The organism is Pseudomonas sp. 21 (genome assembly GCF_000955805.1).
Classification (GTDB): Bacteria; Pseudomonadota; Gammaproteobacteria; order Pseudomonadales; family Pseudomonadaceae; genus Pseudomonas.
Genome location: NZ_JYOA01000013.1, coordinates 111,758 through 131,079 on the forward strand (window position 1 = coordinate 111,758; position 19,322 = coordinate 131,079).

Below are 19,322 nucleotides of genomic sequence, written 5' to 3' on the forward strand. Positions count from 1 at the left end.
CATGCCCGCGATCGCGCGCAAGGCGCGCTCCTACACTTCGACTCCCGGGTTGAACGATTTCAAACCTCTCCCCCCATTCGCAAACTGATCTCCCGAGCTACCACCCGCAAGGTCCGCGCCGCCTCGCCGTGAACTTCGGCGGCAAAGCTCGCCTGCGAGCCGACCACGGTAATCACCCCAGCCAGTTCGCGGCCCGTCTTGAACAGCGGCACCGACAGCGCATTCACCCCCGGCATCAGCAGGCCGTGGACGGCATGCAGGCCTTCGCTGCGAATGCTCGCCAGCACCGTCAGGTCCGCGCCCTCCTCCAGCCCATCCTTGCAGGCGGCGAACACCAGCCCGGTGGATGAGCCATGCAACGGCAGCACCGAGCCCACTTGCGTGACCAGCGTGACCATCCCCTGCGCCGGTTCCACCTGCACCACGGTCGGCCCGTGGCTGCCCCAGATGGCGAGGAAGCAGGTCTGCCCCAGTTGGTCGCGCAACTCGGCCAGCGCCGGGCTGGCGACCTTCACCACGTCCAGCCGCCGTATCGCCGCCAGGCCGACATACAGCGCCTCGCGTCCCAGGCCGTAATGGTTGGTCAGCGGGTCCTGCTCGGCAAAACCGCTGGCGATCAGCGCCTGCAGGTAGCGGTGGACCTTGGCCGCCGGCATGTCCAGGTACTCGCCCAAGGCCTTGAGCGAGGTGCTCGGCGCGAGGTCCGCGAGGGCCTTGAGGATCTGCGTGCCGACTTCGGCGGACTGCACCTTTGCGCCCTTCGTCGGGACGGAGTCTTCTGCGTCGTTCATGGTCTTCAACTTAAAGGAACTCCCAGACGGACTTGACGGCCCGTCGACACGAAATTACGTTAATCGTAATTCAATTACGATAACAAGAGTAAAACCGCCATGACCGCCTCTCCTGCCTACCAATCCGGGTTCGGCAACGAATTCGCCAGCGAGGCCCTGCCGGGTGCCCTGCCCGTGGGCATGAACTCGCCGCAGCAGGTGCCGCTGGGCCTCTACGCCGAGCAGTTCTCCGGCACCGCCTTCACCGTCCCGCGCAGCGAGGCCCGGCGCACCTGGCTGTACCGCATCCGGCCGTCCGCCGCGCACCCGCGCTTCGAGCGCCTGGAGCGGCAGATCACCGGCACCACCCTCGGCCCCGTCACGCCCAATCGCCTGCGCTGGAACAGCTTCGAGATCCCGCAGGAGCCTACCGACTTCGTCGACGGCCTGCTATGCATGGCCGCCAACGCGGTGGCTGAGGCCTGCAGCGGCGTAAGCCTGTACGCCTACCGCGCCAACACTTCCATGAGCCGGGTGTTCTTCAATGCCGACGGCGAGCTGCTGATCGTGCCCCAGGCCGGCCGCCTGCGCCTGGTCACCGAGCTCGGCGTGCTGGAACTGGACAGCCTGGAGATCGCCGTGATCCCGCGCGGCATGCGCTTGCGCGTCGAGCTGCTGGACGCCGAGGCCGCCGGCTATGTGGCGGAAAACCACGGCGCCGCCCTGCGCCTGCCCGACCTCGGCCCCATCGGCAGCAACGGCCTGGCCAATGCGCGCGACTTCCTCGCCCCGGTGGCGCACTACGAGGACGTCGAAGGCCCGGTGCAGCTGGTGCAGAAGTTCCTCGGCGAGCTCTGGGCCACCCAGCTCGATCACTCGCCGCTGGACGTGGTCGCCTGGCACGGCAACAACGTCCCCTACAAGTACGACCTGCGCCGCTTCAACACCCTCGGGTCGATCAGCTACGACCATCCGGACCCGTCCATCTTCACCGTGCTGACCTCGCCCAGCGACACCCACGGCATGGCCAACATGGACTTCGTGATCTTCCCGCCGCGCTGGATGGTGGCCGAAAGCACCTTCCGCCCGCCGTGGTTCCACCGCAACCTGATGAACGAATTCATGGGCCTGATCCAGGGCGTGTACGACGCCAAGGCCGACGGTTTCGTCCCCGGCGGCGCCTCGCTGCACAACTGCATGAGCGCCCACGGCCCGGACAACGCCACCACACGGCAGGCGATTGCCGCCGACCTCAAACCCCACAAGATCGACCAGACCATGGCCTTCATGTTCGAGACCGGCCGCGTGCTGCGCCCCAGCCGCTTCGCCCTCGACTGCCCGCAACTGCAGCCTGACTACGACAGCTGCTGGAGCGGCATGCAGAAGACCTTCGCCCCTTCTTCGGAGCACTGAAATGAGTGTCACCCCTAACGCACAAAGCTGGATCGAATCGGCCAACGGCCACCCGGACTTCCCCCTGCAGAACCTGCCGCTGGGCGTGTTCAGCCCGCCGGGTGACTCGCCCCGTGGCGGCGTGGCCATCGGCGACTACATCTTCGACCTGAAGACCGCCTGCGAGACCGGCCTCTTCCATGGTGCCGCGCACCAGGCCGCGCTGGTGGCCAGCGGCGACAGCCTGAATGCCTTCTTTGCCCTCGGCGGCACCGCGCGTCGCACCCTGCGCGACGCGCTGATCCACCTGCTCAGCGAAGGCAGCGGCGAACAGAAGCGCATGGAGCACCTCGGCGCCGCGCTGCTCAAGCCCCAGGCCGCGTGCCGCATGCACCTGCCGGCAAAAGTTGGCGACTACACCGACTTCTATGTCGGCATCCACCACGCGAAGAACGTCGGCAAGCTGTTCCGCCCGGACAACCCGCTGCTGCCCAACTACAAGTACGTGCCCATCGGCTACCACGGCCGCGCCTCCACCGTCGTACCCTCCGGCACCGAAGTGCGCCGCCCCAACGGCCAGACCCTGCCCGCCGGCCTCGACGTGCCGGTGTTCGGCCCCTGCGCGCGGATGGACCTGGAGCTGGAGCTGGGCATCTGGATCGGCCAGGGCAACGACCAGGGCAAGGCCATTCCGATCAACGCGGCCTCCGGCCACATCGCCGGTTTCTGCCTGCTCAACGACTGGTCCGCACGTGACGTTCAGGCCTGGGAATACCAGCCGCTCGGCCCCTTCCTGTCGAAGAGCTTTGCCACCACGGTATCGCCCTGGGTGGTCACCGCGGAGGCGCTGGAACCCTTCCGCGTCGCCCAGCCGGCCCGTCCGGAAGGCGACCCGCAGCCGCTGCCGTACCTGTACGACGAAGGCGACCAGCAGCGCGGCGCGCTGGACATCGAACTGGAAGTCCTGCTGCACACCGCACGCATGCGTCGCGAGCACCAGGCGCCCGAGCGCATTGCCCTGAGCAACACGCTGAACATGTACTGGACCGTCGCACAGATGGTCGCGCACCACAGCGTCAACGGCTGCCGCCTGCAACCGGGCGACCTGTTCGGCTCCGGCACCCTGTCCGGCGAAACGCCGGACAGCTTCGGCAGCCTGCTGGAGCTGACCGGCGGCGGCAAGCAGCCGCTGGTGCTGGGCAACGGCGAGGAGCGGCGCTTCCTCGAAGACGGCGACGAGATCATCCTGCGCGCTCGCTGCCGCCGCGAGGGGCATGCGTCCATCGGCTTCGGCGAGTGCCGCGGACGGATTCTGCCGGCGCATTGACCGCCGCGCCCAGCGCTCCAGGTAGGACCGTAGGGCGCATAACGCGCCAGCGTTATCCGCCGAGTAGCCGGCGGATAACCTGTTCCAGGTTATTCGCCCTACGCCTCTGCTCTTCGTAGGAGCGAGCTTGCTCGCGAACAGCCGGCAGCACTGTGGCAGGGCAGTTCGCGAGCAAGCTCGCTCCTACAGGCTTGATCCAGGCGCAAAAAAACGGGCCCGAAGGCCCGCTGCTAAACGAGGGTGTTGCTCTCACTATCAATCAGTGCGCGATGCACACCGACTTGATCTCGGTATAGGCCTCGACCACGGCGCGGCCGAACTCGCGGCCCATGCCCGACTGCTTGACGCCGCCGAAGGGCATGCTCGGGTCGAGCAGCACGTGGGCGTTGACCCACACGGTACCGGACTCGATGCGCGGGACCAGGTTCATCGCCTTGGACAGGTCGTTGGTCCACAGGCTTGCGCCCAGACCATATTCGCTGTCATTGGCCATCTCGATGGCCTGGTCTTCGTCGTCGAACGGCAGGACCGCCAACACCGGACCAAACACTTCGTCACGGGCCACGGCCATCTGCATGGTCACATCCGCCAGCACGGTGGGCTGCACGTAGAAGCCACTGCCACCAACCTGCTCGCCACCGCAAACGATGCGCGCGCCCTGCTCGCCGGCGCGGGCGATATGGTCCAGCACGCTGCGCTGCTGCTTGGCGGACACCAGCGGGTTGATCTGCGCGGTCGGGTCCATGCCCTCGCCCAGGCTCATGCCGGCAACGGCAGCAGCCAGTTTCTCGACGAATTCGTCGTAGCGCGAACGATGCACGTAGAAGCGCGACGCCGCGGCGCAGACCTGGCCGTTGTTCAGCAGGCCGCCCAGCAGCGCGCCCTGCACGGCGTTGTCGATGTTGGCGTCGGCGAGGACGATCATCGGGTTCTTGCCGCCCAGTTCCAGGGCGAAACGGGTCATGTTCTGCACGGCGGCCAGGCCGACGCTGCGACCCACTGCGGTGGAGCCGGTGAAGGAGACCTTGTTGATCAGCTTGTGGCTGGCCAGGCCGCCACCAATGCGCGGGCCATCGCCGGTCACCAGGTTGAACACGCCTGCCGGCACGCCGGCTTCGAAGGCCAGCTCGGCCAGGCGCAGGGCGGTCAGCGGGGTTTCCGAGGCGGGCTTGATCACCACGCTGTTACCGGTGGCCAGGGCCGGGATCAGCTTCCATACCGCGATCATCAGCGGGAAGTTCCACGGCACGATGCCGGCGACCACACCCACCGGCTCGCGGCGGGTGTAGGCGGTGAACTTGGCGCCCGGTGGCAGCGGGATGGAGACGTTCAGCGACTGGCCTTCGATCTTGGTCGCCCAGCCGGCCATGTAGCGCATGAACTCGACGGTGGCGCCCACGTCCAGCATGCGCGCGATGTTGATCGACTTGCCCTGGCTGAGGGTTTCCAGCTGGGCCAGTTCTTCGCCGTTGGCTTCCACCAGGTCGGCGAAGCGCAGCAGGATGCGCTCGCGGTCGGCCGGGCGCAGGTCAGCCCAGACACGGGACTTGAACGAAGCCTGGGCGGATTTCACCGCGCGGTCGAGCAGGTCGGTATCGATGTCGGCGACGCTGGAGATGGCTTTACCGGTGGCCGGGTTGAGCACGTCGGTGCGGGCGCCCTCGGGCACCACCCAGGCGCCGTCGATGAAGCAGCCGTGCTTGCGCTGCAGGAAGTCAGCGACCTTGGGCAGGATTTCAGTGACGTTCATGGTCTCTCCTGGAATATCAGTGCTGCTGGCTCAGCCAGCAGGTGAGCGCCCGCCGCTCGGCCGCGTCGGCCAGGCCTGCGAAGGGCATGTAGGTTCCCGGCACGGCGGCCTGGGGCTGGCTGACGAAGGCGTCGAGGTTGTCACGCGACCAGGCCGCGCCCTTGCCTTTCATTGCCTGGGAGTAGCTGAAGCCGGCGAGCGAGCCAGCCATGCGGCCGACCACACCATGCAGGTTCGGGCCCATCATGCCGGGGCCGTCGGCCTTGGCGGTGTGGCAGATCGAGCAGTCGCGGGCGAAGACGGTTTCGCCCTGCTGGGCATCGCTGGCCGGGCAGTCCCCGGCGAACGCCAGGACCGGTTGCAGCAGCGCGCCGGCCAGCAGCAGGCCGAGGGCGCCGAATCGGAGCTTGTTGCGGGACATCGGGAAATCACCTTCGAGTACAGCTTGCGGCCGGATGGCGCGCGTCATCGAAGGTGATTGTTGCCAGCGGCGCTCGGGAGGGTCTTTTCCTCTGTGCCAGACGTGTTGGCGGGAGTGCCAAGGTAGCGGGAAAAGTACGCGCGCTTTTCGTCGGAACGTAACTTATCCGCGATCCGCGCCGACAGGCCGGCAATACGGCGATTGCACCGCTGATGCGGTGAACATGGAGAGGCTCCCCTTCATGGAAAACCCAGCGCGATTTCCAACCCTCTCCCCCGCCCTCTCCCTGAAGGGAGAGGGGGCCGTCCGTGCCGGCTGACGCATCGGTTTCAGCCTGCGCCGATCCAGTCTCCTCTCCCTTCAGGGAGAAGGTTAGGGAGAGGGAGCCGTCCGTGCCGGCTGACGCATCGGTTTCAGCCTGCGCCGATCCAGTCACCTCTCCCTTCACGGAGAGGGTTAGGAGAGGGAGCCGTCCGTGCCGGCTGACACATCGGTTTCGGCCTGCGCCGATCCAGTATCCTCTCCCTTCACGCAGAGGGTTAGGGAGAGGGAGCCGTCCGTGCCGGCTGACGCATCGGTTTCAGCCTGCGCCGAAGAGGGTTAGGGAGAGGGAGGCCGGTACATATGATCGAAACGTTACTCGCGTTCCAGCTCAGTTCGCGTAACGCTTGCGGTATTCGCCCGGCGATACGCCAAAGCGTCCCTTGAACGCCGTGGAAAAATAGCTCGAATCGGAGAAGCCCCAGGCATAGCCCAGCGCCGACAGCTTCTGCTCGAACTGGGCGTTGCGCAGGGTTTCGGCGCAGAAGTCCAGGCGGCGGTTCTTGATGTACTGCGCCACCACCAGGCCCTTCTTGGCGAACATGCGGTACAGGCCGCGCACCGAGATGCCCACTTCACGGGCGATCAGCTCGGGGCAGAGCTCTTCGGCGCCGATGTGCTGGTCGATGAAGACCGTGGCCTTGCGGAACATGCGTTCGTGGTTGTCCTGCTCGACGTCGTGGCTGGCCAGCGCCGGGCGCAGCAGCGTCACCAGGGCGTCCAGGGTCGCTTCGCTTTCCAGCATGCCGAGGCTTTCCTGCTGGCTGGTCTCGACGATCAGGCGGTTGGCGAGCACGGCAATCGGCGAGCTGGCGGGGATCTTCGACGCGCAGGTCACTTCCGACATGCGCAGGCCGCGCTCGATCACCTGGCGCGGCAGGATCAGCGAGAGCTGCCGGGACTCCTCCAGGTAGGTCATGTCGCTGGGCCGGCTGGCGTCGATCAGGCTGATGTCGCCACGCGACAGCTCAACGCGGTTGTCGCCCTGCTCCAGGCGCGAGCGCCCTTCGAGCTGGAACACCGCGTAGTAGTGGCCGCCGGCGCTGGTGCCGACTTCCTTGCTGGTCCGGTACAGGTGCACCTGGGCCATGTCGACCACGGAAAGCTTGATCGCACCGCCCTGGTATTCGCGCAACCGTCCATGGAACTGGGGGCCGAGGGTGCGCGCATCGAAACGACCGCACGCCCGGTTGACCTGTCCCAGCCACGCCTCGAAAGCGTCATCCCTCAATGTCGATGAAGAATTCATGACCTGCAAAGCCTCACACGCATTGTTTGTTGTTATTCAGCGACGGCCTCATGGGCCTGTCGTCATCGTTCGCGGCGCCGTTCCATTGGAAAGGATCGCACCACGCTGTCCCCGCCCTGCAACCGCAGCGTTGCAAAACGAGAGGCATTTTTCACGCCAACTCCTGTCAGTTCAATCCGCCGAAACGCTTATAGAAGCTTTCCCCGACGTCCGGCAGCGGGCCGTCGGCGGTCTCCAGGTTGCGGTTCAGCCAGTCCTCGGCCTTGGCGTGGATCAGTCGGTAGATGTTGCGGCACAACTGCCGCGCCGCCCGCCCTTCCCAATCGCCCGGCAGCAGTTCGTCGGGCAATTGTGGGTCACGCAGGAGCAGCCGGCGGTACTCGTGGATCAACAGGGTGCGCGCCAGGAAGCAGTCTTCCGGGCGCAGCTGGTCCTGCTCGCGCAGCGCTTGCCAGAGCGGGCGGAACAGCTGGATGAATTCGCTGTAGTGCTGGCCGAGCTCGTCGATCTTCCAGCTCTCGCGCACCTGCATGCGCATGGCGCGGGAAGCCAGCACGTCCTGGGCGCGGGTTTCGAAGACGATGCAGTCGTCGGCCACGTCCAGGTCCTGCAGGGTCGCCATGACATCGCTGCGGTCGGCACGCGGGCAGGCCATGACGGTCGGCGAAATGGCGCCGAAGCCTTGCCATTCCAGCTCCTCACGGACCTGCTTGCGCTTGTCGGCGGCGATCTGCGAGAGCATGACCAGGGTCCAGGAGCCGTCCCAGGCCGGCAGGCTGGAGCTGTAGACGCGCTTGAAGGCCTTCTCGAATCGCCGCCGGCCAGTGCCGGTCAGGCTGTAGTAGCTGCGCCGGCCGACTTTCTCGGCGGTCAGCCAGTCTTCCTTGGTCAGGCGGAAGATCGAGGTACGGATCAGCCGCTCGTTGATGCCGAACGGCTCCAGCAGATTGATCAGGCTGCCCAGCCAGACGGTGCCGCCGTGGGGTTCGATGGCATCGCCATACAGGGTGATGATCAGCGAACTGGCGCGGATCGGCGTCTGTTCCTGGAAGCGATTGATCAGCTGATTCAGCGGTGCTAGAGCGGTCATGGCACGGTGCGCAGGCGAAGGAGCGGCGACTATACCTGCCCGCCGCACTGCCTGGCCATTGGAGCGAACCCCAGTACTCATGCGCCCTTCCCTACCCCTGCCGCTGCCTTGGGCCGGAAACCGGAATCGCCCAGGCGCGGGCGCTCTTCTTCCATTTCCGCCAGCGGCTGGCATTCCACCAGGCTTTCGATGCAGCGCCTGGCCAGGGCTTGGTACTCCTCGGTGCCACGGCGCTTCCAGGCGACCTCTTCGTCGCTGAGGCTGCGCTTGACGCTGGCCGGCGCCCCCATCACCAGGCTTTGCGGCGGGCAGTCGAACTTGGCCTTGACGAAGGCGGCAGCTGAAATGATGGAGCGCGCGCCGATCTGCGCGTAGTCCATCACCACGGCATTCATCCCCACCAGGGCGTCCTCGCCGATACGGCAGCCGTGCAGGACCGCGCCATGGCCGATGTGGCCGTTGCGCTCGACGACGGTGTCGCTGTCCGGGAAGCCGTGCATGACGCAGGTATCCTGGAGGTTCGCGCCTTCTTCGAGGACGATCCGCCCGAAGTCGCCGCGCAGCGCCGCCAGCGGGCCGACATAGCAGCCAGGACCGACGATGACGTCGCCGATCAGCACGGCAGTGGGGTGGACATAGGCAGTCGGGTGAACGACCGGGCGCACGCCTTCGAGGCTGTAGCAGGGCATCAGTTTCTCCTGCGGCACCGCCGGCACTCCGACGTCACCGCACAAAGCGATTTGTTCTTTTTCAAATCTTGTATCACATCAAAGCTGAAGCCTCCAATCGAAATCTGACGTATCACTTTCGGCAGACGCCGATGGGATGGAAAAATGGCTTATAAAACCAGTAAATACGCAGCATGAGCGCAGTTCCTGACCGCTGACTCGCACTCACCCCATGGCACCCGCAGAAATATTTTAGACACACGATTCAACTTTCGTAGTTGTTTTTTCGTATCGCTTTAGGCCTATACTGCGAGAAGGCCGGAGACGGGCAACGCCTGCCTCCCATAATTCCAATACCAGCCGGCCATGAAGCCGTGCGTGCAGCCTGAGGACGATGTCATGCCTCGCACCCTTGCCGTTCAGATGCCTGAAGCAGGCGTCCGCCTGATCACCCTGCAGCGCCCCGAGGCGCTGAACGCCCTGAACACCGAACTGCTCGGCGAGCTGGCCGCCGAGCTCGACGCCGCCGAGCAGGACAGCGAGACCCGCGTCGTGGTGCTCACCGGCAGCCGCAAGGCCTTTGCTGCCGGCGCCGACATCAAGGAGATGGCCGAGCGCGACCTGGTCGGCATCCTCAACGACCCCCGCGTCGGCTACTGGCAGTGCATTGCCGCCTTCTCCAAGCCGCTGATCGCTGCCGTCAACGGCTTCGCCCTGGGCGGCGGCTGCGAGCTGGCCATGCACGCCGACATCCTGATCGCCGGGGAAGACGCCCGCTTCGGCCAGCCGGAAATCAACCTCGGCATCATGCCCGGCGCCGGCGGCACCCAGCGCCTGCTGCGCGCCGTGGGCAAGCCGCTGGCCATGCAGATGGTGCTCACCGGTGAAGCCATCGACGCCCGCCACGCCCAGCGCGCCGGCCTGGTCAGCGAAGTCACCCAGCCCGAATTCACCGTCGAACGTGCCCTGCAGATCGCCAAGCTCATCGCTGCCAAGGCGCCGCTGGCCGTGCGCCTGGCCAAGGAAGCGCTGCTCAAGGCGCAGGACACCGATCTTGCGACCGGCCTGCGCTTCGAGCGCCACGCCTTCACCCTGCTGGCCGGCACCGCCGACCGCGACGAAGGCATCCGTGCCTTCCAGGAAAAGCGCCAGCCAGCCTTCCTTGGCCAATAGAGCCAGGGCCGCTGAGCGAATCCCCCCTTTTGTCTGGCAGAAGCCTGCCTATTGATGGAGCGAGCCCGCCCATGAACTTCGAGCACATCCTGTTTTCCATCGAGGACGGCGTCGCCCTCCTCAGCCTGAACCGCCCGGAGCAGCTGAACAGCTTCAACGCCGCCATGCACGGCGAAGTGCGCGAGGCGCTCAAGCAGGTCCGACAGAACCCGGAAGCCCGCGTCCTGCTGCTGACCGGCGAAGGCCGCGGCTTCTGCGCCGGCCAGGACCTGTCCGACCGCAATGTCGCACCCGGCGCGGAGGCGCCTGACCTGGGCCAATCCATCGAGCAGTTCTACAACCCGCTGATCCGCACCCTGCGCGACCTGCCGCTGCCGGTGATCTGCGCGGTGAACGGCGTCGCCGCCGGCGCTGGCGCGAACATCCCGCTGGCCTGCGACCTGGTGCTGGCGGCGCGTTCGGCCAGCTTTATCCAGGCCTTCTGCAAGATCGGCCTGATCCCCGATTCCGGTGGCACCTGGACCCTGCCGCGCCTGGTCGGCATGGCCCGCGCCAAGGCGCTCGCGCTGCTGGGCAATCGCCTGAGCGCCGAGCAGGCCGAGCAATGGGGCCTGATCTACCAGGTGGTGGATGACGCCAACCTGCGCGAGGAAGCCCTCAAGCTCGCTCGTCATCTGGCCACCCAGCCGACCTACGGCCTGGCGCTGATCAAGCGCAGCCTCAACGCCAGCCTGAACAACAGTTTCGACGAGCAGCTGGAGCTGGAGCGCGACCTGCAGCGCCTGGCCGGCCGCAGCGAGGACTACCGCGAGGGTGTGTCCGCCTTCATGGAAAAACGCACCCCCAGCTTCAAGGGCCGCTGATCGATGAGCGCACTTCAGCAAGACGCAAAAGTCGCAGTCATCGGCGCGGGCGCCATGGGCGCGGGTATCGCCCAGGTCGCCGCCCAGGCCGGCCATCCGGTGAAGCTTTATGACAACCGCCCCGGCGCCGCCGCCCAGGCCATCGACGGCATCGACCGCCAGCTCGGCCGCCTGGTGGAAAAAGGCAAGCTGGCCGCCGAAGCTCGCAGCGCCATCGTCGCCCGCCTGCAACCGGTGGAAGCCATCGAGGCGCTGGCCGATTCGAAGCTGGTGATCGAGGCGATCGTCGAGAACCTGGAGGTCAAGCGCGGCCTGTTCCAGCAACTGGAAGCGCTGTGCGCAGAAGACTGCATCCTCGCCAGCAACACCTCCTCGCTGTCCATCACCAGCCTCGCCGCCGGCCTCAAACGCCCGCAGCAGGTGGTTGGCATGCACTTCTTCAACCCGGCGCCGCTGATGGCGCTGGTGGAAATCGTCTCCGGCCTCGCCACCGATCCGGCGCTGGCCGACAGCCTGTATGCCACGTCGCTGGCCTGGGGCAAGAAGCCGGTGCACACCAGATCGACCCCCGGCTTCATCGTCAACCGCGTGGCGCGCCCCTTCTATGCCGAAAGCCTGCGCCTGCTGCAGGAAGGCGCCGCCGACTGCGCGACGCTGGATGCGCTGATGCGCGATGCCGGCGGCTTCCGCATGGGCGCCTTCGAGCTGACCGACCTGATCGGCCACGACGTCAACTACGCCGTGACCTGCTCGGTGTTCGCCGCCTACTACGGCGACTTCCGCTTCCAGCCCTCGCTGATCCAGAAGGAACTGGTGGACGCCGGCCGCCTTGGCCGCAAGAGCGGTCGCGGCTTCTATGACTACGCCGAAGGCGCCGAGCGCCCGCAGCCGGCCAGCCTGAGCAGCGCCTCGCCTGTCAGCGCCTGCGTGCTGGAGGGCGACCTGGGCGTCGCCCAACCACTGGCGCTTCGCCTGAAAGACGCCGGCATCGAGATCGTCCAGCGCGCCGGCAATGGCCTGCTGCGTGTCGGTGATGCGGTAATCGCACTGTCCGATGGCCGTCTCGCCAGCCAGCGCGCCAAGGAAGACGGCCTGCGCAATCTGGTGCTGATCGACCTCGCGCTGGATTACCCCAAGGCCTCGCGCCTGGGCATTGCCTGCTCGGCGGACACCACGCCCGAAGCGCTGGACCAGGCCGTCGCCCTGCTGGCGAAGGCCGGCATCGCCGCCAGCCGCCTGAGTGACACGCCCGGCCTCGCCGTGCTGCGCACCGTCGCCATGCTCGCCAACGAAGGCGCCGACGCCGTGCTGCAAGGCGTCGGCAGCGCCGCTGACATCGACCTCGCCATGCGCGCCGGGGTGAACTACCCGCAGGGCCCGCTGGCCTGGGCCGGGCAGATCGGCATCGGCAACGTGCTGCGCGTACTCGACAACCTGCAAACCGCCTACGGCGAGGACCGCTATCGCCCGTCCCTGCTGCTGCGCCGCCTGCATGCCGAGGGGAGAACCTTTCATGACTGACGCCACCCGTCTGGCCCGCGACTGCGCCGAGGCCATGTACGAGCGCGACCAGGCCACCCGCCGCATGGGCATCCAGCTGCTGGATGCCGGCCCGGGCAGCGCCAAGCTGTCGATGCGTGTGCGCGAAGACATGATCCAGGGCCACGGCACCTGCCACGGCGGCTACCTGTTCACCCTGGCCGACTCGGCCTTCGCCTTCGCCTGCAACAGCTACAACGACGCCACTGTCGCCATCGGCTGCAGCATCGATTACGTGGCGCCGGCCCGTGAAGGCGACGAACTGATCGCCAGCGCCTTCGAGCAGAGCCGCAGCGGCCGCACCGGCAACTACGACGTGCGCATCGAGAATTCCCAGGGCCAGCTGATCGCCCTGTTCCACGGCAAATCCTACAAAGTGCGCGGCACCGTGCTGGCGCAGGAGACCTCCGAATGACAGACCTCACTGACGCCCTGATCATCGACGCTGTGCGCACGCCGATTGGCCGCTACGCCGGCGCCCTGTCCGGCGTGCGCGCCGACGACCTGGCGGCGATCCCGATGAAGGCCCTGATGCAGCGCCACCCGGAGCTGGACTGGAGCGCTATCGACGACGTGATCTTCGGCTGCGCCAACCAGGCCGGCGAGGACAACCGCAACGTCGCGCATATGGCCTCGCTGCTGGCCGGCCTGCCGGTCACCGTACCCGGCACCACGCTCAACCGCCTGTGCGGCTCCGGCCTTGACGCCGTGGGCAGTGCCGCACGCGCCCTGCGCTGCGGCGAGGCCGGGCTGATGCTGGCCGGCGGCGTGGAATCCATGTCCCGCGCGCCCTTCGTGATGGGCAAGTCCGAGCAGGCCTTTGGCCGCAGTGCGGAAATCTTCGACACCACCATCGGCTGGCGCTTCGTCAACAAACTGATGAAAAAGCAGTTCGGCATCGACTCCATGCCGGAAACCGCCGAGAACGTCGCCGAGCAGTTCAACATCAGCCGCGAAGACCAGGATGCCTTCGCCCTGCGCAGCCAGCACAAGGCCGCCGCCGCCCAGGCCAACGGCCGCCTGGCGAAGGAAATCGTCCCGGTGGAGATTCCCCAGCGCAAAGGCCCGGCCAAGGTGGTCGAGCAGGACGAACACCCGCGCGGCGACACCACCCTGGAGCAACTGGCCAAGCTCGGCACGCCGTTCCGCGAAGACGGCAGCGTCACCGCCGGCAACGCCTCGGGCGTCAACGACGGCGCCTGTGCGCTGCTGATGGCCTCCCCGGCCGCCGCCGCGCGCCACGGTCTGAAGGCCCGCGCCCGCGTGGTCGCCATGGCCACCGCTGGCGTCGAGCCGCGGATCATGGGCATCGGCCCGGTGCCGGCGACCCGCAAGGTGCTGGAGCTGGCCGGCCTGTCGCTGAACGACATGGACGTGATCGAACTCAACGAAGCCTTCGCCGCCCAGGGACTTGCCGTGCTGCGCGAGCTGGGCCTGAAGGATGACGACGCACGGGTGAACCCCAACGGCGGCGCCATCGCCCTCGGCCATCCGCTGGGCATGAGCGGTGCACGCCTGGTCACCACCGCCCTGCATGAGCTGGAGGAACGCGGTGGCCGCTACGCCCTGTGCACCATGTGCATCGGCGTCGGCCAGGGCATCGCCCTGATCATCGAGCGAATCTGATCCAAAGGGAGCTTCGGACCCCGCACCGCCAGTCGCCAAGTGCACCGGCTGGCAGACAGAGCAAAGTCTCTGGCAGGGGTTCGAATCCTTCCGCGAACGGGGGCGTTATGCTGCTCCCATGACACTCGCAGCCCCCTTACGGGCTGGCGTACAAGAACAAATCGAGTGAACCCATGAACATGTACCATGATGCCGAACGTGCCCTGCTTGACCCGATGGAGACCGCCAGTGTCGACGAGCTGCGCCAGCACCAGCTGGAGCGCCTGCGCTGGAGCCTCAAGCACGCCCACGACAACGTCCCGCTGTACCAGAAGCGCTTCGCCGAGGCTGGCGTACACCCGGACGACCTGACCTCCCTGGACGATCTCGCCAGGTTCCCCTTCACCGGCAAGAACGACCTGCGCGACAACTACCCCTACGGCATGTTCGCCGTGCCGCAGAACGAGATCGTGCGCCTGCACGCCTCCAGCGGCACCACCGGCAAACCCACGGTGGTCGGCTACACGCAGAACGACATCGACACCTGGGCCAACGTGGTCGCGCGCTCCATCCGCGCCGCCGGCGGCCGCAAGGGCGACAAGGTGCACGTGTCCTACGGCTACGGCCTGTTCACCGGCGGCCTGGGCGCGCACTACGGCGCCGAGCGCCTGGGCTGCACCGTGATCCCGATGTCCGGCGGCCAGACCGAGAAGCAGGTCCAGCTGATCCGCGACTTCCAGCCGGACATCATCATGGTCACCCCGTCCTACATGCTCAACATCGCCGACGAGATCGAGCGCCAGGGCGTCGACCCGCACAGCCTCAAGCTGCGCCTGGGCATCTTCGGCGCCGAGCCGTGGACCGCCGAACTGCGCCGCGCCGTGGAAGAGCGCATGGGCATCACCGCCCTGGACATCTACGGCCTCTCCGAAATCATGGGCCCGGGCGTGGCCATGGAATGCGCCGAGACCAAGGACGGCCCGACCGTCTGGGAAGACCATTTCTACCCCGAGATCATCGACCCGGTGACCGGCGCGGTATTGCCGGACGGCCAGTACGGCGAGCTGGTGTTCACCTCGCTGTCCAAGGAAGCGCTGCCGATGATCCGCTACCGCACCCGCGACCTGACCCGCCTGCTGCCGGGCACCGCGCGGCCGATGCGGCGCATCGACAAGATCACCGGCCGCAGCGACGACATGCTGATCATCCGCGGCGTCAACGTCTTCCCGACCCAGGTCGAGGAACAGGTGCTGAAGATCAAGCAGCTCGCCGAGTGCTACGAGATCCACCTGCACCGCAACGGCAACCTCGACTGCATCGACGTGCACGTCGAGCTGCGCCACGACCAGCAGAACCTGTCGGCGGACGAGCAGAAGGCCATCGGCAGCGAGCTGGGCAAGCAGATCAAGACCCACATCGGCGTCAGCGCCCGCGTGCTGGTGCAGCCATCCCATAGCCTCAAGCGCTCGGAAGGCAAGGCCTGCCACGTGTATGACAATCGGCCCAAGGGCTGATTGGCCTGTGTGACTGAAAGCCCCGCCTCGGCGGGGCTTTCTGCTTTCTGCAGGAGCGAGGAGGACGCCCAGTTCTTGCTCGCGAACGCGCCCAACTTCGTCGCCACGTATTGCACCCCTCCCCAGCTCCGGAGTAGCCCACCATTCCTACCACCCGTCGCCCCGCCCTCCCTGCCTGTCGATCCTTCACCCTGCCCTTCGACTATTCCTCAAAGGCAGGCGGCATCCGGCCGTCCGCCCACCCGCAGGAGATGAACGATGAACTATGTCGATGGCTTCCTCGTACCGGTACCCACCGCGCGCCGCGAGCGCTACATCGAGGTGGCGCAAAAGGCGGCGGCGATGTTCAGGGAATATGGCGCGCTGGGCGTCGTCGAGTGCTGGGGCAACGACGTGCCCGAGGGCAAGGTGACCTCCTTCCCCATGGCGGTGAAGCTCAAGGAAGACGAAACCGTGGTGTTCTCCTGGATCACCTGGCTCAGCAAGGAGGCGCGTGACGCGGGCATGAAGAAGTTCATGGAGGACCCACGGATGAAGACCGAGTTCAGCGACATGCCCTTCGACGGGCAGCGCATGATCTTTGGCGGCTTCCAGGTGATCGTCCAGGCCTGATCCCCGTGGCTTTACTGTAGGAGCGAGCTTGCTCGCGAACCCGCCCAGCGTCGGAGCCGCCGGGAAAGCGTTCGCGAGCAAGCTCGCTCCTACAGCCCCTTCGAACCACCACATATGATTCATTCTTAAAAATTAATTTGCGTATCACTTTGTCATCTTTCCGGCGAATGGCAGGCGCCATTCACGCCCAGACAAATACGCCGCAGAATTTCGACAAATCCCTGCACAATACTCACTTTTTACCGACTTTTTCGGTGAAACGTGCTCCTTTGCGCGCCCGCCTTCCCCCAAAATCCCGCCAAAGCGATACACAATCCATTTACGACACATCATTTAGTGTTAGACATTCATTTCTGTATCATTTAAAAATACAGCCATGGCCAAGGCCGTCCCACGAACAAGACAAAAGGCTGGAGACACAGCATGTACGCACAACTGGTTGAGACCGGCGTGAAGCGCATCAAGGCGCTGGACGAGATGTCGCCGGAAGAACGCGCCTTCCAGGAAAAGATCGATGCCGAGATCAAGATCGAGGCGAAGAACTGGATGCCCGATGCCTACCGCCAGACGCTGATCCGGCAGATTTCCCAGCACGCCCACTCCGAGATCGTCGGCATGCTGCCCGAGGGCAACTGGGTGACCCGTGCGCCGACCCTGAAGCGCAAGCTGCAGCTGATGGCGAAGATCCAGGACGAAGCCGGCCACGGCCTCTACCTGTACAGCGCCATGGAGACCCTGGGCGCCGACCGTGACGCCGAGATCGCCAAGCTGCACAGCGGCAAGGCCAAGTACTCGAGCATCTTTAACTACCCGACGCTGAACTGGGCCGACATGGGCGCGGTGGGCTGGCTGGTGGATGGCGCGGCGATCGTCAACCAGGTGGTGCTGCAGCGCACCTCCTACGGTCCCTATTCCCGCGCGATGATCCGCATCTGCAAGGAAGAAAGCTTCCACCAGCGCCAGGGCTACGAAATCCTCCTGACCATGATGCGCCACGGCAATCAGGCGCAGAAGGACATGGTCCAGGACGCCATCAACCGCCTCTGGTGGCCGGCGCTGATGATGTTCGGCCCGAGCGACGCCGACTCCCCCAACAGCGCCCAGTCCATGGCCTGGAAGATCAAGCGGCAGAGCAACGACGAACTGCGCCAGCGCTTCGTCGACCAGACCGTACCGCAGCTGGAACTGCTCGGCTGCACCGCCCCGGACCCGCACCTGAAGTGGAACGAGGAACGCGGCCACTACGACTTCGGCGACATCCAGTGGGAAGAGTTCTACGAAGTGCTCAAGGGCAACGGCCCGTGCAATACCGAGCGCGTCGCCACCCGCCGCAAAGCCATCGAAGACGGCGCCTGGGTCCGCGAAGCCGCGGTCGCCTACGCCCGCAAACAACAACAGAAGAAAGACGCCGCCTGAGTCGCGAGGAGAGAGAAGCCATGTCCGAGTGGACCCTTTTTGAAGTGTTCGTCCGTAGCAAACACGGCCTGAACCACAAGCATGTCGGCAGCGTCCATGCCGCCGACGCCGCCATGGCCATCGAGAACGCCCGCGAGCTGTACACCCGCCGCAACGAAGGCGTGAGCCTGTGGGTCGTGCCCTCCGCGCTGATCACCGCCTCCTCCCCCGACGAGAAGGACCCGCTGTTCGATCCGTCGCAGGACAAGGTCTACCGCCACGCCAGCTTCTACGAGCTGCCGCCCGAAGTCGGCCACATGTGAGATCGCGTGCGATGAACCCGAATTCTGACAAGATCGAATACCTGCTGCGCCTCGCCGACAGCGCCCTGATCCAGGGCCAGCGCCTGTGCGAATGGTGCGGACACGCCCCGGCCCTGGAAGAAGAGCTGGCGCTGATGAACGTCGGCCTCGACCTGGTAGGCCAGGCGCGCAACTGGTACGAGTACGCCGTGGAACTGCTGGACGACGGCCGCGACGCCGACGCCCTCGCCTTCCGCCGCGACGAACGCGCCTTCCGCAACCTCCTGCTGGTCGAGCAGCCCAACGGCGACTTCGCCGTGACCATCGCCAAGCAGTTCCTCTATGACGCCTGGCACTTCCACGTGCTGCACGCCCTGAGCAGCTCCAGCGACGAGCGCATCGCCGCCATCGCCGCCAAGGGCCTGAAGGAAGTCACCTACCACCTGCGTCGCTCCTCCGAATGGGTGCAGCGCCTGGGTGACGGCACCGAAGAGAGCCATGCGCGCATGCTCGCGGCGATCCCGCAGGTGTGGCGCTTTACCGTCGAGCTGTGCAACGCGGATGAAGTGGAACAGCGCCTGTTCGCCGAAGGCATCGCGCCGAACCCGGAAGAACTCGCCGCCGCATGGAAAGCCAAGGTCGCCGACATCTTCGCCGCCGCGACCCTGCCGCTGCCCGAGCCTGCGGTGAACTTCTACCTCAGTGGCCGCCGCGGCCTGCACACCGAGCATCTGGGCATTCTCCTGGCCGAGATGCAGTTCCTCCAGCGGGCCTACCCCGATGCGACCTGGTGAGCTGATTACCAGCGACCGCGGCGCGCGCGCCGGCACGGCTGATGACCTCAGCCGCGCCTGGAACGTGCTCGGCGCGGTGATGGACCCGGAAGTGCCGGTGGTCAGCGTGGTCGAGCTGGGCATCGTGCGCGGGCTCGACTGGCAGGACGGGCACCTGCACGTGGTGGTCACCCCCACCTACTCCGGCTGCCCGGCCACCGAGGTCATCGAGCAGGACATCCAGCACGCCCTGGAGCACGCCGGCTTCGCCGCGCCGCAACTGGAGCGCCGCCTGAGCCCGGCCTGGACCACCGACTGGATCAGCGACAGCGGCCGCCAGGCGCTGCGCGACTATGGCATCGCCCCGCCGGCCGGCAGCACCAGCAAGCGCAGCCTGCTTGGCGAGACCCCGGAAGTGCGCTGCCCGCAGTGCGGCAGCCTGCACACCGAGCAGCTCAGCCAGTTCGGCTCCACTGCCTGCAAGGCGCTGTACCGCTGCATCGACTGCCGCGAGCCATTCGACTACTTCAAGTGCATCTGAGCGGCGCCGCCGCCGGA

General features: G+C 66.3%; 19 protein-coding genes. 13 read left to right on the top strand and 6 right to left on the bottom strand.

Annotation, left to right across the window (positions count from 1 at the left end; genetic code table 11):
• Nucleotides 1–59: 59 nt before the first annotated feature.
• On the bottom strand, nucleotides 60–791 hold the full coding sequence (locus UB43_RS26880) for an IclR family transcriptional regulator (protein WP_045217634.1): 732 nt from the start codon (nucleotides 789–791) through the stop codon (nucleotides 60–62).
• A 99-nt stretch (nucleotides 792–890) separates the two neighbouring features.
• Between UB43_RS26880 and hmgA the strand changes: the two genes are divergently transcribed.
• Complete coding sequence (gene hmgA / locus UB43_RS26885; protein ID WP_045217544.1) at nucleotides 891–2,183, top strand: homogentisate 1,2-dioxygenase; 1,293 nt, start codon at nucleotides 891–893, stop codon at nucleotides 2,181–2,183.
• Nucleotide 2,184: 1 nt separating this feature from the next.
• Nucleotides 2,185–3,489, top strand: a complete 1,305-nt coding sequence (fahA, locus tag UB43_RS26890) for a fumarylacetoacetase (protein ID WP_045217546.1) — start codon at nucleotides 2,185–2,187, stop codon at nucleotides 3,487–3,489.
• Between the two features lie 259 nt (nucleotides 3,490–3,748).
• On the opposite strand, the gene UB43_RS26895 is transcribed toward fahA, so the two are convergent.
• From UB43_RS26895 to paaY, 5 genes are all read right to left on the bottom strand, one after another.
• The gene (locus UB43_RS26895) at nucleotides 3,749–5,239 is read right to left on the bottom strand and encodes an aldehyde dehydrogenase family protein (RefSeq protein ID WP_045217548.1); all 1,491 of its coding nucleotides are present in this window, start codon (nucleotides 5,237–5,239) and stop codon (nucleotides 3,749–3,751) included.
• 16 nt (nucleotides 5,240–5,255) lie between these two features.
• On the bottom strand, nucleotides 5,256–5,660 hold the full coding sequence (locus UB43_RS26900) for a cytochrome c family protein (protein ID WP_045217636.1): 405 nt from the start codon (nucleotides 5,658–5,660) through the stop codon (nucleotides 5,256–5,258).
• A gap of 652 nt (nucleotides 5,661–6,312) precedes the next feature.
• Nucleotides 6,313–7,230 (bottom strand): transcriptional regulator FeaR, encoded by a 918-nt coding sequence (gene feaR, locus UB43_RS26905; RefSeq protein ID WP_045217550.1) that lies wholly within the window; start codon nucleotides 7,228–7,230, stop codon nucleotides 6,313–6,315.
• 166 nt (nucleotides 7,231–7,396) lie between these two features.
• Nucleotides 7,397–8,320 (bottom strand): phenylacetic acid degradation operon negative regulatory protein PaaX, encoded by a 924-nt coding sequence (gene paaX / locus UB43_RS26910; RefSeq protein ID WP_045217552.1) that lies wholly within the window; start codon nucleotides 8,318–8,320, stop codon nucleotides 7,397–7,399.
• A gap of 77 nt (nucleotides 8,321–8,397) precedes the next feature.
• Nucleotides 8,398–9,009 (bottom strand): phenylacetic acid degradation protein PaaY, encoded by a 612-nt coding sequence (gene paaY, locus UB43_RS26915; RefSeq protein ID WP_045217554.1) that lies wholly within the window; start codon nucleotides 9,007–9,009, stop codon nucleotides 8,398–8,400.
• 378 nt (nucleotides 9,010–9,387) lie between these two features.
• On the opposite strand from paaY, the gene paaF reads away from it, so the two are divergent.
• From paaF to paaD, 11 genes are all read left to right on the top strand, one after another.
• Entirely contained in the window at nucleotides 9,388–10,161 is a 774-nt protein-coding gene (paaF, locus tag UB43_RS26920; RefSeq protein WP_045217556.1) for a 2,3-dehydroadipyl-CoA hydratase PaaF, read from the top strand.
• Nucleotides 10,162–10,232: 71 nt separating this feature from the next.
• A complete protein-coding gene (paaG, locus tag UB43_RS26925; protein WP_045217558.1) occupies nucleotides 10,233–11,024 on the top strand; it encodes a 2-(1,2-epoxy-1,2-dihydrophenyl)acetyl-CoA isomerase PaaG in 792 nt (263 codons plus the stop codon).
• A 3-nt stretch (nucleotides 11,025–11,027) separates the two neighbouring features.
• Nucleotides 11,028–12,545: a 3-hydroxyacyl-CoA dehydrogenase PaaH gene (gene paaH, locus UB43_RS26930; protein WP_045217561.1), complete on the top strand. Its 1,518-nt coding sequence runs from the start codon at nucleotides 11,028–11,030 to the stop codon at nucleotides 12,543–12,545.
• Nucleotides 12,538–12,978 carry a hydroxyphenylacetyl-CoA thioesterase PaaI gene (paaI, locus tag UB43_RS26935; RefSeq protein ID WP_045217562.1) on the top strand — a complete coding sequence of 147 codons (441 nt, stop codon included), beginning with the start codon at nucleotides 12,538–12,540 and terminating at the stop codon, nucleotides 12,976–12,978. Before paaH ends, paaI begins: the two co-directional genes overlap by 8 nt.
• Nucleotides 12,975–14,189 carry a 3-oxoadipyl-CoA thiolase gene (gene pcaF, locus UB43_RS26940; protein ID WP_045217563.1) on the top strand — a complete coding sequence of 405 codons (1,215 nt, stop codon included), beginning with the start codon at nucleotides 12,975–12,977 and terminating at the stop codon, nucleotides 14,187–14,189. The genes paaI and pcaF overlap by 4 nt, the downstream gene beginning before the upstream one ends.
• A 173-nt stretch (nucleotides 14,190–14,362) precedes the next feature.
• Nucleotides 14,363–15,682 carry a phenylacetate--CoA ligase PaaK gene (paaK, locus tag UB43_RS26945; protein ID WP_045217565.1) on the top strand — a complete coding sequence of 440 codons (1,320 nt, stop codon included), beginning with the start codon at nucleotides 14,363–14,365 and terminating at the stop codon, nucleotides 15,680–15,682.
• A gap of 258 nt (nucleotides 15,683–15,940) precedes the next feature.
• A complete protein-coding gene (locus UB43_RS26950; RefSeq protein WP_045217567.1) occupies nucleotides 15,941–16,294 on the top strand; it encodes a DUF1428 domain-containing protein in 354 nt (117 codons plus the stop codon).
• Nucleotides 16,295–16,717: 423 nt separating this feature from the next.
• On the top strand, nucleotides 16,718–17,710 hold the full coding sequence (gene paaA / locus UB43_RS26955) for a 1,2-phenylacetyl-CoA epoxidase subunit PaaA (RefSeq protein WP_045217569.1): 993 nt from the start codon (nucleotides 16,718–16,720) through the stop codon (nucleotides 17,708–17,710).
• A gap of 20 nt (nucleotides 17,711–17,730) precedes the next feature.
• Nucleotides 17,731–18,012 (top strand): 1,2-phenylacetyl-CoA epoxidase subunit PaaB, encoded by a 282-nt coding sequence (gene paaB / locus UB43_RS26960; RefSeq protein WP_017520939.1) that lies wholly within the window; start codon nucleotides 17,731–17,733, stop codon nucleotides 18,010–18,012.
• Nucleotides 18,013–18,023: 11 nt separating this feature from the next.
• A complete protein-coding gene (gene paaC / locus UB43_RS26965; RefSeq protein WP_045217572.1) occupies nucleotides 18,024–18,785 on the top strand; it encodes a 1,2-phenylacetyl-CoA epoxidase subunit PaaC in 762 nt (253 codons plus the stop codon).
• Nucleotides 18,772–19,305: a 1,2-phenylacetyl-CoA epoxidase subunit PaaD gene (paaD, locus tag UB43_RS26970; RefSeq protein WP_045217574.1), complete on the top strand. Its 534-nt coding sequence runs from the start codon at nucleotides 18,772–18,774 to the stop codon at nucleotides 19,303–19,305. Before paaC ends, paaD begins: the two co-directional genes overlap by 14 nt.
• Nucleotides 19,306–19,322: the final 17 nt, after the last annotated feature.